Origin of the sequence: Paraperibacillus marinus (genome assembly GCF_046237605.1) — a bacterium.
In the GTDB taxonomy this organism is placed as follows: domain Bacteria; phylum Bacillota; class Bacilli; order Bacillales; family DSM-1321; genus Paraperibacillus; species Paraperibacillus marinus.
The window spans coordinates 1,039,310-1,055,427 of record NZ_CP143542.1; the positions used below are offsets into that span (position 1 = coordinate 1,039,310).

The window sequence follows — 16,118 nt, forward strand, 5'->3', positions numbered from 1 at the left end:
CATGAGGAGCAGCTGTCCAAAGACCAAATGACTTCCCCTATAAGCATGCAGTGCCGGGGAGGAGGCTTAAGGTCATGGCAGCAGCTTGAAATCAGGGTGGAACCACGGCGTACATCGTCCCTATTTACAGGGAAGGTGTACGCCGTTTTTTTATATTTTAAATCTAGGAGGAGAAGGAATGAAACAAGCAGGTGAAATGGAGTTAAGGAATCACAGGAAACTGGGACAGGAGCTTGGACTGTTTACATCAATGGAGGAAGCGCCCGGGATGCCATTCTTCTTGCCAAAAGGCATGACGCTCAGAAATGAACTTGAAGCTTTTTGGAAAACAAAGCACCGTCTTGCCGGCTATCAGGAAATCAAGACTCCCATCATGATGAAGCAGGAGCTTTGGGAGAAGTCGGGACACTGGGAACATTATCATGAAAATATGTATTTCTCGGATGTGGATGACAGGCGCTATGCCATTAAGCCGATGAGCTGTCCCGGCGCCGTCCTGATCTATAACAGCAGACTCAGGAGCTACCGGGAGCTGCCGATCCGCTTTGCCGAGCTCGGGCTCGTGCACCGCCACGAACTGTCCGGCTCGCTGAATGGACTGCTCAGGGTCAGGTCCTTCACACAGGATGATGCCCATCTGTTTGTACGGGAAGATCAAATCGAAGCTGAAATCAGCGCCATACTCGATTTGATTCATGAGTTTTATGAAAAGTTTGGCTTCCAGTATGAAATCGAGCTTTCCACACGTCCGGAGGTGTTTATGGGAGAAGTTCAAATGTGGGATAAAGCGGAAGCATCCCTGGAGTCAGTCCTGAAGTCAAAGGGACTTCTATACAAGGTCAATGAAGGGGATGGGGCCTTCTACGGCCCCAAGATTGATTTTCATATCCTGGATTCACTCGGCAGAAGCTGGCAGTGCGGGACAGTTCAGCTCGACTTCCAGATGCCGCAGAAATTCGGATGCACATATATCGGGGAAGACGGAAAGGCGCATGTGCCTGTCATGATCCACCGGGCTATCTATGGATCAATAGAACGCTTTATGGCCATTCTTATCGAACATTTTGAAGGCGGATTCCCATTGTGGCTTGCACCAGTTCAGGCAGGGATCATCCCGATAGCAGAGGTGCATATGGATTTTGCGTTAAGAGTCAGGGAGGAACTCGAAGCGGCGGGCATACGCACGGAAATCGACCCCCGCCCGGAAAAAATCGGCTTAAAGATCCGGGAGGCAGAGATGCAGAAGATTCCCTATATGATCGTCATTGGAGACAGGGAGATGCAAAGCGGCATCTTGTCTGTGAGAGGGCGAAAGGCCAAAAAGCAGGACGCATTGGACATCGGCCAGATTCTCGAAAAGTTTGCTTCAGAGATGGAGGATTGAAGATCCGGCGCCGACAGCCACAGTGAATGAAATTACAATTTTTTAAAATACCGCTTGCAAGTAAGAGGTAAGTTTGATATGATTACTTCTGTTGTGAAAAATAATTAAGTGGTTGACACCTAGCCGTTTTCCATGATATATTTTCTAAGGTGAATTGAATACGTGTTTGAGAAAAAGAAGAGGCACCCGCTTCTCACCTGGTCTGACGCATACGCTGTTAGCAGGTTCATGATGATTAACTGACTTTGTCTATTTAGTCTATCAGTGTGGGTGTATCTTGCATCCACACTTTTTTATTTGCTTACTTAGATGCAATTGCTGATCATGGTGAATGTAAAAGCGTTTGTTTGAAGCAGACAGTCCAAACAAGCTTTAATTTTACTCAAAACGCTTCGTTCGCCGAAAAAACCTTGGAGGTGGCTAATTATTAGCAAACAAGACATGATGGTAAACGAGGGCATCCGTGCCCGCGAACTTCGTCTAATTGACCAAAACGGAGAGCAATTAGGAATCAAAACAAAATTTGAAGCCTTAGAAATTGCTGCGCGTGTAAATCTTGACGTCGTATTGGTTGCTCCAAATGCAAAGCCTCCAGTAGCCCGTATCATGGACTATGGAAAACATCGTTTCGAGCAGCAAAAGAAAGATAAAGAAGCACGCAAAAACCAAAAGATTATCAATCTTAAAGAGGTGCGCCTCAGCCCGACAATCGAAGAACACGATTTTAATACAAAGCTGAAGAATGCCCGCAAATTCCTTGAAAAGGGAGACAAAGTAAAAGCATCGATCCGCTTCAAAGGACGTGCAATCACACATAAAGAGATAGGCCAGCGTGTGCTTGACCGCTTCTCGGCAGCGTGCAAAGATATTTCTACTATTGAAACTCATCCTAAAATGGATGGCCGGAGCATGTTTATCTTATTAGCACCTAAAAACGAAAAGTAATGTTATGAGGAGGAATCCCTTATGCCAAAAATGAAAACTCACCGTGGATCAGCTAAGCGCTTCAAAAAGACTGGATCCGGTAAACTGAAGCGTTCCAACGCTTACACAAGCCATTTATTTGCAAACAAGTCTACTAAAGCCAAGCGTAAGCTTCGCAAAGCAAGCCTCGTTAGCAAAGGTGACTTCAAACGCATTCGCCACATGTTAGACAACATTAAGTAATTTAACCGAGATTTATATAGGAGGGAAATAACATGCCACGTGTAAAAGGCGGTACTGTTACTCGCAAACGTCGTAAAAAAGTCATAAAATTAGCTAAAGGTTACTATGGTGCAAAGCACATTCTCTTCAAAGTAGCTAACCAACAAGTAATGAAATCCCTGCAATATGCATTCCGTGATCGCCGTCAGAAAAAGCGCGACTTCCGTAAGCTTTGGATCACTCGTATCAATGCAGCTGCACGCATGAACGGTCTTTCTTACAGCCGTTTAATGCACGGCTTGAAGCTTGCCGGCATCGATGTAAACCGCAAAATGCTTGCTGAGCTTGCTGTAAGCGATGCTAATGCATTTGCTGAATTTGCAAACGCAGCTAAGAAACACCTTAACCAGTAATATATAAGGGATGCTCGGTCTTCGGGCATCTTTTTTTATTGGGATGCATGACTATAAAATTAGAAGGAAAGCAGGATAATGGAAGGGATACATATCTTACTATCATATTTTCTGATCATCAATATGGCGGCCCTTGGCATCATGAAAGCAGATAAGGAAAAGGCAAGGAAGAATCAATACAGAATTGCGGAAAGCACCCTTTGGCTGTTTGCTGCAGGCGGTGGCTCCCTCGGTGCGTGGATGGCGATGTACCTCTTCAGGCATAAAACGAGACACCTTTCCTTCAAGCTGGGCTTCCCGCTGCTGGCGCTTGCCCATCTGTTCCTGCTGTATCTTTTATTAAAATAGTAAAGTATGGATGGATAAGGAGAAGTTTATGATGAACTACAACTTAAAAGTCAAACTATTGAATGATGACGCCCTTATGCCGCACCAGGCGTATCCCGGGGACGCGGGTCTTGACCTCGCTTCGGCAGAAGAGAAAATCATCAGGCCCGGAGCAGCGGAGCTGATCAGCACAGGAATTGCGATTGAGCTTCCCGAAGGTACGGAAGCCCAGGTAAGGCCAAGGAGCGGCCTGGCATTAAAGCATGCCGTAACAGTACTGAACAGTCCGGGGACCATTGATGAGGGATACAGAGGGGAAATCAAGGTCATCTTAATCAACCATGGCCGGGAAGACTTCAAAGTGGAAAAGCAGATGAGGATTGCCCAGCTTGTTGTAGCGCCTGTAGCCCGCGTAACTATTTTGGAAGCTGGGGAATTATCGGCTTCCGTTCGGGGGCAGGGCGGCTTTGGCTCTTCCGGGACCCGGAAAGTGGAAGATTAGCCCGAACCGGGACTGATGGGATGCAGGCAGTTTTACTGTTTTGCTTACAGTCGGAATTACGGCTGCGATCAGCCGCGTCATCTTAAGACATATCCAATAAGAGCGACATTTACGAGTAATCCAGATGCGGGTTACTCTTTTTCTATGCCTGTAAATTAAGAAAACTCCAAAAATATAAATTTTCCATTGAAAATACTTCTCAATTGCTGTTATGATGATAAATGAAAATGATTATCATTACTGATGAGCCTGGAGGATTACATAATGAAAGTAATAAAAATCACTGGAGCCCTGATGTTATCAGGCAGCCTCTTATTTGGATGTTCAAACAATGAACAGGCTGAAAAAAACGAACCGGCAAAAGAAAATAAGAAAACAGAATCCAATGAAAAAGCCCTTAAAGAGGTAACGGATCAATATAGGACGTATGCAATCGGAGAGATTGAACAGTTTGTAAAAGCAACAGACTCCTTTACAGCTGCAGTGAAGGCTGGAGATGTGGAAAAAGCCAAAGCATTGTACGCTCCTGCCCGAGTCCACTATGAGCGCGCCGAGCCGATTGCGGAAGCATTTGGCGATCTCGACCCGAAAATAGATGCGCGGGAAGGGGATGTACCTGCTCATGAATGGGGCGGATACCACCGGCTTGAGAAAGGGTTATGGCAGGAAAAAACAACAAAAGGCTATGAGAAATATGCGGATCAGCTCTTGAAGGACGTAACCCTGCTCCGGGCGAAGGCAGATACGGTTGAAGTGACGCCTGACTTATTGATCACAGGTGCCGTGGATCTGTTGAATGAGGTATCCACTTCAAAGGTAACAGGCGAAGAAGATCGATATTCCCACACTGACCTTTATGACTTTGCTGCCAATGTAGAGGGAGCGGAAAAAATCTATCAGCTCCTTGACCCTGCCTTAAAAGAAAAGGATGCAGAACTTTCGAAGGAAATCGGTGACCGCTTTGCCCATGTGTTCAGCCTGCTGGACCAGCAGAAAAGAGGCGATGGATACAAGCTCTACACAGATCTTACAAAAGCGGAGGTGAAGGAGCTCAGCCAGGCAATCGATGCGCTGGCAGAACCGCTCTCCCAAATCGGAATAGCAACGGAGGCGTCTTAATGGCTGGAGATATGAACGGAAAAGAAGAATCGAATAGAGACGGCAAAAAGTTTTCCAGGAGAGAGATCCTTAAAACGGCTGGTGTCGGCGGTGTGGGAGTGCTCATCGGGGTCTCCGGACTCGGCGGCCTGCTTTCGATTACTGAGAGCAATGCCAAAAGCAAGGCGCCCGAGCAGGAAGATACTATTCCTTTCTACGGAAAGCATCAGGGCGGAATCCTCACAAAGGCGCAGGACCATGTATATTTCGCCTCGCTGGATGTGACCACTTCAAGTAAAGGGGATCTCGCCCGGCTGTTTAAGTCCTGGACGGAGGCTGCCGCACTGATGACTGAGGGAAAACCGGTCGGCGGCCATACAGACAATGGATATCTGCCCCCGAAAGATACTGGAGAGGCAGACGGACTGTCACCATCCCATTTAACCATCACGTTTGGTGTCGGACCAAGCCTTTTTGTAAAGAATGGAACGGACCGGTTTGGTTTAAAGCATAAGCAGCCAAAAGAGCTGAAAGACCTTCCGAAATTCCCGCTGGATGCATTGGAAGAAGAATGGACCGGAGGCGATCTCTGCATACAGGCGTGTGCGGATGACCAGCAGGTTGCCTTCCACGCGGTAAGGAACCTGATCAGGATTGCAAGGGGCAAGGCTGTATTAAAGTGGGCCCAGCCGGGCTTTCAGCGTTCCAGGCAGTCAGATAAAAAGGAAGGTACGCCAAGGAATCTATTCGGCTTCAAGGATGGCACGGTGAATATGGATACAAACAATGAAGCAGAAATGAACAAGCATGTCTGGGTCCAGCCTGGAGACGGCCCGAACTGGCTTGCCGGAGGCAGTTATCTTGTGGTGAGAAGGATCCAGATGTTCCTTGAGGTGTGGGACCGCACCAATCTGAAGGAGCAGGAGAACACCTTTGGCAGGCATCGCAATACCGGTGCTCCGCTTGGCAAACACTCTGAATTCGATAAACTGGATCTAAAGCACAAAAATGAAAAAGGGGAATATTCCATTCCTGCCGATTCCCATTCACGCCTCTCCCATGGAGATGGCTCACAGCAGATACTGCGCCGGGGCTTTTCCTACTCCAGCGGCATGGATGTGAAAACCGGAAGCTTTGATGCCGGACTTCTGTTTATGTGCTTCCAGCGCATGCCGAGCAGGCAGTTCATCCCCATCCAGGAGCGGCTGGCTAAAAGTGACAAGCTTAATGAATATACATCACATCGTGGCAGCGCATTATTCGCTTGCCTGCCTGGCACAAAACCGGGCGGTTATATAGGAGAGACTCTTTTTTACTAGGTCCTCTATCCACTGAGGAGAGATATTTGATGAAACGAATGGCCATTTATGTAAAAACACTGATCATTCTGTTTGCACTATCCCTGTTCTTCCAGGCAGGCCAAGGGGCAGCAGCCGGAGAAAATCATGATGAACTGTTTGTTCTCATTGGCGACAGCCTGATGAAAGCAAAGGATGGGGACAAGGACACCATCACAGCCAACATGAACCAGTTTTCAGCGGACTGGAAATCCGTCAAGGATGCCGGCAGTAAACAGGCAGGGACGGTTGATGAAAAATTAAAAGAGGTCAACAGCCTGCTTGCGGAAGACACGCTGGATGAAGAAGAACTGGCCGGGGCATTATCCGCGTTATCAAGCGCAATGGCCTCCTATGATAAAGAACAAAACCCTGCTGATGAGGCAGCAGGGATGGAGCAGGTGAAAAAGCTTCTGCCGCTTATCGCCGATTTTGAGAAAGCTGCAGAAAACCCGTCCAATCCTGCCCTTTCTCCCTATTACGGAAAGGTCATGGCTCAATGGACGGCTTCCGAGAAGTTCGTGCATGATAAAAGCATTGCTTCTTATGGAAACATCGAACGTCATCTTGCGCTGGTTCGTATCTCGATTACCCAGGAGCCGGCAGACCTGGCCAAGGCAGACAGGAGTTTGAAAGATTTACATACAGAAGTGGAAAACTTCATAGCCGGCAAGTCAGCCAAACAAGTCAAAGGGGATTATTCGCTTTCCGATGTATATGGCTTATTGAATGAAGCAGAAGAACAGATTGCAGGCGGGCAGCACCAGGCCGCCGTGAAGGGCCTGAATAAAATCCTGACCATCTGGCCGATAGTCGAGGGAGATGTCCAGACGAGGGACAGCGGATTGTACAGTGATATGGAAACAAAGGTACCTGCCGCTATAAGTCTATTAAACTCACAAAAAGTGGATGCTGAAAAAGCAGGGTCCATAGTGGGGGATCTTGGGGAAAGGCTTGCGCCTCTGTTAAAGAAAACCAGCTATTCATCCTGGGATTCAGCGCTGATCCTGCTGCGCGAAGGTCTTGAAGGGCTGCTGATCGTCGCCTTGCTGCTCTCATTCCTAAAGCAGATGGGGCAGGGAGACAAACAGAAGTGGATATGGACCGGAGTGGCTGCGGGCGTATTTGCCAGTGCGCTATTGGCTGTAGCCATACATATGCTATTCTCCAGCCTCGCCGCTGCCTCAAGCAGGGAATACATCGAGGGCCTGATAGGACTTCTTGCTGTCATCATGATGCTGACAGTCGGTGTCTGGCTACACAGAAAATCCAATATTGGAGGCTGGAACAGGTATATCAGACAGCAGATGAATCAGGCGGTAGTAAAGGGCAGCCTCCTGTCATTTGCCGTGATAAGTTTTCTGTCCGTTTTCCGTGAAGGTGCAGAAACCATCATCTTCTATACAGGCATCACCCCCTATATAAGCATGCAGCAGCTTATAACAGGGATTGTCATAGCCGTCATCATATTGGCTGGCGCCGGTTATGCCATCATCTCCTACTCAGTGAAAATTCCGGTCCGGATCTTTTTCAGGGCAGCGACTCTCCTGATTTATGTGCTTGCCTTTAAAATCCTGGGAGTCAGCATCCATGCCCTGCAAATTTCAAAAGTGTTCCCGACCACCACAGTCACCAGCCTTCCTTTCATTGAGCCGATTGGATTTTATCCAACCTTGGAGACCGCCGTCTCACAGGTTCTGCTCCTTTTGATCATCGGAATGGCTGCATGGCTTATCAGAAAAAAAGAAACGGGAGCAGCGATTGCTGCCAAATAATATAGCGGCTGCCTGGGGCAGCCGCTTATTTTAGTGGTGAAAAGGGATACTGGACTGTTGGAACTGGCGGAAATCCCTGTGGGGTGATTTTAGATGAAAATCAGATGATTTTGAAGACAATAGGCAGGCAAAACAGTTCATAGGAGAACAAAAAACGATGTGGGAACAGGGGGCTCGTCAAGTAATGTTATTTTAAGACGAAAATCAGATGAAAAAACAGCGGAACAGTTTATAAAGAAATCTTTAAGACCAAAATCATGTGAAAAAACTGCCTAACAGGTCATAAAACACCAATATAAGACCAAGCCTGCAATAATAGTTAACTGAAACGTCTTATATGTTTCAGCTGCGGCAAGAATGGTAATCAGGAAATTGTCATGAATGGAGAGGATATATTGATCCTGGCTGCGTATATCATTTCGGCGGCCATATTGGTCCGCCTGCCTTTAATCGGTCGTCATGTAACTGTGCTGCATACTCTGGTTCATGAAACAGGACATGCCCTCACTGCATTGATGTTCGATGGAGAAGTAAAGAGCATGAAGCTGTTTTCCAATTCTGAAGGCGTCATATTGACAGGATCAAGATCAAGTATGGCCAGAATCATGACCAGTCTGGCCGGCTATCCTTTTTCCTCAGGAATCAGTTTAATCTTTTTTATCCTGCTTTCAAACGGCCATGCCGAATGGGTATTTTATAGTTTGTTTTTATTGGCCGCAGCGGCACTTTTGTTCTGGGTACGGAATATGTACGGCATGATCTGGTGTGCCGCCTTTCTTGCGCTGCTTGGGTGGGTGCTGTCAACGGGCAGTTCAGCATGGGTGACAGGGGTTTCCATGCTATTGGCAGGGACTGTCCTCGTCCAGTCCCTGTATTCTGCCTTCCATATTCTCTGCCTGAGTTTTAAGAATCCCGGGGAGGCGGGCGATGCATCCAGCCTCGAGCAATTCACCTTCATTCCCGCCCAGGTGTGGGGAATTGCCTTTTTCGGGACTGCATTGGCGGCATTTGCCGCCGTCTGTTTTACCTGTATATAGGGAGCATCCCACCCGGAAATTATTGGTTCAGGCCGTTTTCAAGGAGCTGAATCATTTCCTTTTTTTCATTTTCAGGTGCGTTTTTCCAGAGGATTTCAAAAAGGACGCCGAGCCCTGGCAGCATTTTTTCCTCGCCCTTTTGAATGGCGTCAAGTATGGTTGCCTCAATCTGGTCCGGTGTATGGCCGGTTACATTATGTACTACCGCATGGCGCAGGTTGATGTTCATTTTATTCCCTCCAGCATAATTTGTTTTCCTTAGGTAGCTTTTGCTTTTCCGGCATTTAATATGTATGAAATCTGGGCTATAATAGGAAAATCAGTGTTAATGTCAAGGAGGGAAAAACGGATTGAAATATTTTGAATCTCCCAAGAACCCTTCTGTAAAGAAGTGGAAGAAGCTGCTCACAAAGAAAGAGCGGGATAAAACGGGGAAATATTTAATTGAGGGATTTCATTTAGTGGAAGAAGCTTTGAAGGAGAAAGACCTGGTTTTGGAAATCATTCTCCAGGAGGATATTGAACTGCCATCGACCCTGGATCTAAGCGGCCAGGATATCACATATGTTTCGGCCGAGGTTATGAAGACTGTTTCTGATACAGAGGCCCCACAGGGGATTGCAGCAATCTGTGAACAGAGACATGCTGAGGCAGCCATCACAGGCGGCGGACAGTTCCTGCTGGTGGATGCCGTGCAGGATCCGGGCAATCTCGGAACGATGATCCGGACAGCAGATGCAGCCGGAATGGATGGGGTCATCCTGGGGGAAGGGAGTGCGGATCCTTTTAATCCAAAGGTCATTCGTTCAACGCAGGGAAGCCTTTTTCATATACCGGTAATTAAAGCGGAGCTGTCCGGCTTCATAGCATCACTTAAGGAAAAAGGCATACCGGTGTACGGGACCTCGCTCAAAGGGGCGCTGCCCTTTGAAACTGCTGAAAAGCAGACACGCTTCGCCCTCCTCGTAGGGAATGAGGGAAAGGGCGTAGACGACAGATATCTGGCCGAAACCGATCAAAATCTCTATATCCCGCTATATGGCAGGAGCGAGTCCCTGAACGTAGCAGTGGCGGCAGGAATTCTCCTGTATCATCTAAAAAAATAACAGCAGGCAGGCTTGCAGCTGCATATTCTATAAAAATTAAATTTGAAACGCCTGTTGGGTTATATTATAATAAGTAGTAAATTTTAATAAGAAAAGACAATGATAGAGAAGAGTAGCGCCTGCGGATTCCTTTTAAGGGAGAAAATGCCTGGACTGAGAGCATTTTCAAAGGAAAGCTCGTGTGAAGTTCACCTCTTGAGTCGGCATCGGGACCACAGAACCTGTGTAAAGATGCACCCGGCCATAGCCGTTATCCTAATTGAGTGAGCGCTGAAAATTTTAGCGTTAACAAGGGTGGTACCGCGAATCAATGCCTCGTCCCTTTTTTGGGGACGGGGCTTTTTGTTTTCTTTTCTTAGCTCTATAACGATAAGGAGGATTTAAAAAATGAAGGAAAGACTGCAGGAACTCCAGGCTGAAGCGCTTCAAAAAGCTGCGGAAGCACAGGGCCTAAAGGAATTGAATGAAGTAAGGGTTTCATATCTAGGCAAAAAAGGGCCGATCACTGAAGTGCTGCGCGGGATGGGCAAGCTTTCTGCCGAAGAGCGTCCGGTCATCGGGGCTCTTGCAAACGATGTAAGAGAAGCCATCGCAGCAGGCATCGAGCAAAAACAGGCGCAGCTGGAGGAAGCGGCCATATCTGAAAAGCTGGCTGCCGAGAAAATTGATGTAACCCTTCCGGGAAGGCCGGTTAAACAGGGCAGCAGACATCCGCTTACAATGGTTGTAGAAGAAATCGAGGATCTTTTCATCGGAATGGGTTACCAGATTGCCGAAGGTCCTGAGGTCGAAAAGGATTATTATAACTTTGAAGCGCTGAATCTTCCAAAAGGACATCCGGCGCGGGATATGCAGGACTCATTTTATATTACAGAAGAAATCCTGCTCCGCACCCACACTTCACCTGTGCAGGCAAGGACGATGGAGAAGCATGAAGGCCGCGGTCCGGTTAAAATCATCTGCCCGGGAAAGGTATACCGCCGGGATAATGACGATGCCACACATTCCCATCAATTTATGCAGATTGAAGGACTTGTAGTGGATGAGAACATCAGGATGAGCGATTTAAAAGGCACGCTTGATGTGTTCGCAAAAAAAATGTTTGGAAAAGACCGCGAAATCAGGCTGCGTCCGAGCTTCTTCCCTTTCACAGAGCCTTCTGTGGAAATGGACATTTCCTGCAAGGTCTGCGGCGGAAAAGGCTGCAGTGTCTGCAAGGGAACTGGCTGGATTGAGATCCTGGGAGCAGGCATGGTTCACCCGAATGTATTGGAAATGGCCGGCTTTGATTCTAAAAAGTACACCGGGTTCGCGTTCGGCATGGGGCCGGAACGTATTGCGATGCTTAAGTATGGAGTGGATGATATCCGCCATTTCTATACAAATGATGTTCGTTTCTTATCACAGTTTTTCAAGCATGAAGGTTAAAGAAGGAGGATGAATCATGTTTGTTTCATATAAATGGCTTCAGGATTATGTAGATCTGTCCGGCATTTCACCGGAAGAGCTTGCAGAGAAAATCACGAAGAGCGGAATTGAAGTAGAAGGTGTTGAAAAGAAGAGCGAAGGACTTAAAGGTGTCGTCATCGGCCATGTGGTCGAAAAAGAAAAGCACCCTCAGGCGGACAAACTGAACATATGCCAGGTGGATCTTGGGGGAGAACAGGCAGTCCAGATCATCTGTGGCGCACCGAATGTCGACAAGGGGCAGAAGGTTGCAGTTGCTACTGTCGGTGCCGTACTTCCAGGGAATTTCAAGATTAAAAAAGCGAAACTCCGCGGGGAAGAATCCAATGGGATGATCTGCTCGCTGCAGGAATTGGGAATCGAGCCCAAGGTTGTGTCAAAGGATTATTCCACTGGCATCTTCGTCTTCCCGGCTGATGCTGAAGTCGGCGAGGATGCCCTGGCTCAGCTCGGATTGGACGATTCTATCCTGGAGCTTGGGCTTACGCCGAATCGTGCTGATGCCATGAGCATGCTGGGCGTTGCGTATGAAGTGGGCGCCATTCTTGGCAGGGAAGTGAAATGGCCGGAAACCGGCAGCACTGCCTCCGGCGAACAAGCTTCGGACTATATCTCAGTCCGTGTTGATGCAGAAAAAGATAATCCATTATACACGGCAAAGGTCATTAAGGATGTAAAAGTGGGGCCGTCTCCTCTCTGGATGCAGACCCTGCTTATGAACAGCGGAATCAGGCCGCATAATAACATTGTGGATATTACAAATTTTGTGCTGCTGGAATACGGACAGCCGCTTCACGCCTTCGACTATGATAAAATCGGCTCAAAGGAAATCCTTGTACGCCGTGCGCACGATGGCGAAAAGATCGTCACACTTGATGATGCAGAGCGCACCCTGAATGGTGATAACCTGGTCATCACGAACGGCAGTAAGCCGGTTGCTATCGCCGGTGTGATGGGCGGTGCCGATTCAGAGGTTGGTTTAGACACTGCTACGGTCCTTCTGGAGTCTGCCTATTTTACTGGCCCTGTTATCAGGAAGAGTTCCAAGGGGCAGAATCTTCGGAGTGAGGCCAGCTCCCGATATGAAAAAGGCGTGGATCCCGGCCGTGTCCATAGGGCAGCTGAACGTGCAGCAAGCCTGATGGCTGAATATGCCGGTGGAACAGTATTGAGCGGAACGGTAATCGCAGATACGCTGAAGGCAGAACCGGCTGTCGTGTCAACCAGCCTGGAGGCAATAAACAGGCTGCTGGGCACCGGGCTTGACCTTGATACGGTGATGGATATTTTCAGCCGCCTGCAGTTCCAGGCTGAAACTGAAGAAAATGAGATTATTATCACAGTACCTACAAGACGGGGTGACATCACCATCGAAGCAGACTTGATCGAGGAAGTTGCGCGCCTCTACGGATATGATAATCTTCCGAAAACCCTGCCTGTGGCCGAATCTGTTCCCGGCGGTCTGAACAGCTATCAGCTGAAACGCAGAAAAACAAGGAGTTATCTTGAAGGAGCAGGACTGTTCCAGGCTGTGACATATTCCCTGACCTCAGAAGAGAAAGCAAGCCAATATGCACTTGAAAAAGGCGAAGCAATCAAGCTTGCCATGCCGATGAGTGAAGACCGCAGCACACTCCGCCTGAGCATCGTGCCGCAGCTTCTTGAAGTTCTGAAATACAACACTGCCAGACAGGCAGAATCACTTGCCATCTACGAGACAGGCTCTGTGTTCCAGAAAAACGGAGGAGAGGAACTGCCTCTTGAAAAGGAGCATCTTGCCGGTGCAATGACCGGTCTATGGGTAACCCATCCATGGCAGGGCGAGAAAAAGCCTGTTGATTTCTATGTGGCAAAAGGCATTCTCGAAGGTCTGTTTGAAGTGCTTGGACTGGGCAGTGCCGTCACTTTTGAAGCAGCAGAAACAGAAGGCATGCATCCGGGCCGGACAGCGGCTGTAAAGCTGAATGGCGAAACAATAGGCTTTGTGGGCCAGATTCATCCAAAGGTCCAAAAAGACATGGATTTAAAAGAAACGTATGTGTTTGAAATCTCGCTTCAGGACTTGCTGACGGCAGAAACAGCGCCGACTTCATACCAGGCCATCCCAAGATTCCCGTCCATCACCAGGGATATAGCCCTTGTTGTGGACAGAGATGTGGCGGCAGGCTCGATCTATGATGTTATTTCTTCAGCCGGAGGCAGGCTCTTGAAAGAGATTGCTGTCTTTGATTTATATGAAGGAGAACGGATGGAACCGGGCAAGAAATCCCTTGCCTTCTCGCTGAAATATCTGGATCCGGAACGCACTCTTACTGATGAGGAAGTAACCCGCGCCCATGAAAAAGTATTGAAAGCAGTTGAAGATAAGACTGGAGCAGTGCTGAGAGCATAAAAAAGAGTCTAGAAGGCCGGCTTTACGGATCAGTCCTACTGTTTCCGGGAAGCCGGCTTTCGATTTATAATCTGGGGAAAGTCATCATCACTAACGAAATTAAAACCATAAGAGTAACCTGGCAATTTCATAAGAGTCTTTTTAGGAGAATCCAATTGTATAAATCAAAGAAAGAAACAGGTAATCAGACGCAGGAAGAAGGAACCCGGAGTAAAAGTGAGCAGGGGAGTCGGGACTCAGGATTTTCAATTTTTGATGATTCTTCTGGATGCTGGAATGGGCAGCAAAGGGAATCATCAGCCTGGCCAAGGCGGCAGTGAGGCTTTTGGATTAATCAAGAAAACAAGGAGGCGGACCATATGAAGCGCGAGTCAAGCTGGAAGCTTTTGCTCAGGCTGATAAAAGAAACAAAGCCGCCGAGGCTTCTATTTGGCACAGCCCTTTTTCTCAGTCTGCTAAACACGGCAGCCGGGCTTTCCATACCGCTGTTCACAAGCAAGCTGATAGACGGTTTTTCACGTTCTTTAGATTACGGAATGATCGGCTGGATCACAGCGGCTTTTTTTGCCCAGGCGATAGCAGGAGGGATATCTGTTTACCTGCTTGCGAGAGTCGGGCAGCATGTTATTGCCTCTCTCAGGGAAAGGGTCTGGGGCAGGCTGTTGATTTTAAAGGTTCCATATTATGATACACATCAGACCGGTGACGCGGTCAGCAGGATGACGAATGATACGGGCATCATAAAAAATTTGATCACAGAGCATCTGGTCGGCTTTATATCAGGGATCATCTCCATCATCGGGACGATTATCGTCCTTTTCTTCCTGGATTGGCCGCTGACTCTGGTGATGTTTTCCGTTCTCCCGCTATCGATGCTGATCTTGATCCCGGTCGGGAGGAAGATGGTGAAAATCTCAAGGAGCCTTCAGGATGAAACGGCAGGCTTTTCTGCCAACCTGACCCGGGTCCTGGCGGATATACGTCTTGTGAAGGCATCGAATGCAGAAGAAGTGGAGTACCAGCGGGGGAGACAGGGGATCCATTCCCTTTTCCGCCTTGGGATAAAAGAAGGAGTTATCCAGGCACTCTTATCACCCTTGATTTCTTCCATGATCATCATTATCCTGGTGCTGATCATCGGATATGGGGGGCTGAGGGTATCAACGGGGATGATGACAGCTGGGGAACTGGTGGCGTTCTTTATCTACTTATTCCAGATCATCATGCCGATCACTTCGATTGCCGCTTTTTTCACACAGTTCCAGAAAACACTTGGGGCGACGGAGAAGGTCATGGATATTTTATCCCTGGATGTAGAGGAGCTGGATGAAGGAGAAGAAGAAGTGGAGGCTGGCCAGGCCATCACCCTGAAGGAGGTTACATACGGCTATCAATCCGGAGGGAAGGTATTGGATTCAGTGAGTTTCACGGTCAACCCATCATCCGTCACAGCGATCGTCGGTCCGAGCGGCAGCGGTAAAACGACACTATTCTCCCTGCTGGAGAGATTCTATACGCCAGATTCGGGAGAAATTCTCATGGGCCGAAAGCCGATATCAGAGATTTCCCTGAAAACATGGAGAAGCGGGATCGGGTATGTTTCCCAGGAAAGTCCTGTGCATGCCGGTACGATAAGGGAAAATATCTGCTATGGAGTCCATAGGAAGGTATCGGAGGAGGAGTTGCGGCAGGCGAGCAGGATGGCCAATGCCGATGTTTTTATAGAGGAACTTCCCAGGCAATATGATACAGAAGTGGGGGAGCGGGGGATCATGCTGTCTGGCGGACAGCGGCAGAGGATAGCCATAGCCCGGGCGCTCCTCAGAAACCCGAGGATCCTGATGCTGGATGAAGCAACCTCAAGCCTTGACAGCAAGTCGGAAATCGTGGTCCAGGATGCGCTTCAGAATTTAATGAAAGGGCGGACAACCCTTGTGATTGCACACCGGCTTTCAACTGTCATTGATGCGGATCAGATTGTCTTTCTGGAAAAGGGAAGGATCACTGGGAGGGGGACTCATCACGAGCTCCTTGAAACACATGAGCTGTACCGTGAGTTTGCAGAAAGGCAGCTCAGGGTGCCGGATAAGAGCCAGGAATAAAAACCAAGAAGCCTGTCATATGCGGCAGGCTT

At 48.2% G+C, this 16,118-nt stretch carries 15 protein-coding genes and 2 other annotated features; of the genes, 14 read left to right on the top strand and 1 reads right to left on the bottom strand.

All coding sequences use genetic code 11. The annotated features are described in order from the left end of the window. Positions 1 to 178 precede the first annotated feature (178 nt). From thrS to V1498_RS05290, 10 genes are all read left to right on the top strand, one after another. Positions 179 to 1,384: a threonine--tRNA ligase gene (gene thrS, locus V1498_RS05245; protein WP_409297295.1), complete on the top strand. Its 1,206-nt coding sequence runs from the start codon at positions 179 to 181 to the stop codon at positions 1,382 to 1,384. A 168-nt stretch (positions 1,385 to 1,552) separates the two neighbouring features. Continuing rightward, positions 1,553 to 1,685, top strand: a sequence feature (ribosomal protein L20 leader region). A gap of 140 nt (positions 1,686 to 1,825) precedes the next feature. Then, the gene (gene infC, locus V1498_RS05250) at positions 1,826 to 2,329 is read left to right on the top strand and encodes a translation initiation factor IF-3 (protein WP_101640371.1); all 504 of its coding nucleotides are present in this window, start codon (positions 1,826 to 1,828) and stop codon (positions 2,327 to 2,329) included. Positions 2,330 to 2,350: 21 nt separating this feature from the next. After that, positions 2,351 to 2,551, top strand: coding sequence for a 50S ribosomal protein L35 (gene rpmI, locus V1498_RS05255; protein ID WP_204543049.1), 201 nt, complete (start codon positions 2,351 to 2,353; stop codon positions 2,549 to 2,551). 32 nt (positions 2,552 to 2,583) lie between these two features. Then, entirely contained in the window at positions 2,584 to 2,943 is a 360-nt protein-coding gene (gene rplT, locus V1498_RS05260) for a 50S ribosomal protein L20 (protein WP_409289712.1), read from the top strand. A 78-nt stretch (positions 2,944 to 3,021) separates the two neighbouring features. Further along, positions 3,022 to 3,291, top strand: coding sequence for a DUF1294 domain-containing protein (locus V1498_RS05265; RefSeq protein WP_409289710.1), 270 nt, complete (start codon positions 3,022 to 3,024; stop codon positions 3,289 to 3,291). Positions 3,292 to 3,322: 31 nt separating this feature from the next. Then, on the top strand, positions 3,323 to 3,772 hold the full coding sequence (dut, locus tag V1498_RS05270) for a dUTP diphosphatase (protein WP_409299157.1): 450 nt from the start codon (positions 3,323 to 3,325) through the stop codon (positions 3,770 to 3,772). A 264-nt stretch (positions 3,773 to 4,036) separates the two neighbouring features. Beyond that, entirely contained in the window at positions 4,037 to 4,891 is an 855-nt protein-coding gene (gene efeO / locus V1498_RS05275) for an iron uptake system protein EfeO (protein ID WP_409297297.1), read from the top strand. Beyond that, positions 4,891 to 6,189 carry an iron uptake transporter deferrochelatase/peroxidase subunit gene (efeB, locus tag V1498_RS05280; protein WP_409297299.1) on the top strand — a complete coding sequence of 433 codons (1,299 nt, stop codon included), beginning with the start codon at positions 4,891 to 4,893 and terminating at the stop codon, positions 6,187 to 6,189. The genes efeO and efeB overlap by 1 nt, the downstream gene beginning before the upstream one ends. 29 nt (positions 6,190 to 6,218) lie before the next feature. Beyond that, positions 6,219 to 7,982, top strand: a complete 1,764-nt coding sequence (locus V1498_RS05285) for an FTR1 family protein (RefSeq protein WP_409299158.1) — start codon at positions 6,219 to 6,221, stop codon at positions 7,980 to 7,982. Positions 7,983 to 8,359: 377 nt separating this feature from the next. Continuing rightward, positions 8,360 to 9,019, top strand: coding sequence for a M50 family metallopeptidase (locus tag V1498_RS05290; RefSeq protein WP_409297301.1), 660 nt, complete (start codon positions 8,360 to 8,362; stop codon positions 9,017 to 9,019). A 19-nt stretch (positions 9,020 to 9,038) separates the two neighbouring features. Here V1498_RS05290 and sspI read toward each other — a convergent pair whose 3' ends face one another. After that, a complete protein-coding gene (sspI, locus tag V1498_RS05295) occupies positions 9,039 to 9,248 on the bottom strand; it encodes a small acid-soluble spore protein SspI (RefSeq protein WP_409297303.1) in 210 nt (69 codons plus the stop codon). A 121-nt stretch (positions 9,249 to 9,369) separates the two neighbouring features. Here sspI and V1498_RS05300 point away from each other — a divergent pair, with 121 nt between their 5' ends. The 4 genes from V1498_RS05300 (at position 9,370) to V1498_RS05315 (ending at position 16,086) form a co-directional block, all read left to right on the top strand. Next, on the top strand, positions 9,370 to 10,125 hold the full coding sequence (locus V1498_RS05300; protein WP_409297305.1) for a TrmH family RNA methyltransferase: 756 nt from the start codon (positions 9,370 to 9,372) through the stop codon (positions 10,123 to 10,125). A gap of 90 nt (positions 10,126 to 10,215) precedes the next feature. Beyond that, positions 10,216 to 10,451, top strand: a binding site (T-box leader). Between the two features lie 61 nt (positions 10,452 to 10,512). Next, the gene (gene pheS, locus V1498_RS05305) at positions 10,513 to 11,553 is read left to right on the top strand and encodes a phenylalanine--tRNA ligase subunit alpha (RefSeq protein ID WP_409297306.1); all 1,041 of its coding nucleotides are present in this window, start codon (positions 10,513 to 10,515) and stop codon (positions 11,551 to 11,553) included. A gap of 16 nt (positions 11,554 to 11,569) precedes the next feature. Beyond that, positions 11,570 to 13,984: a phenylalanine--tRNA ligase subunit beta gene (gene pheT / locus V1498_RS05310; RefSeq protein ID WP_409297308.1), complete on the top strand. Its 2,415-nt coding sequence runs from the start codon at positions 11,570 to 11,572 to the stop codon at positions 13,982 to 13,984. A 359-nt stretch (positions 13,985 to 14,343) separates the two neighbouring features. Beyond that, positions 14,344 to 16,086, top strand: a complete 1,743-nt coding sequence (locus V1498_RS05315; protein ID WP_409297310.1) for an ABC transporter ATP-binding protein — start codon at positions 14,344 to 14,346, stop codon at positions 16,084 to 16,086. Positions 16,087 to 16,118 lie beyond the last annotated feature (32 nt).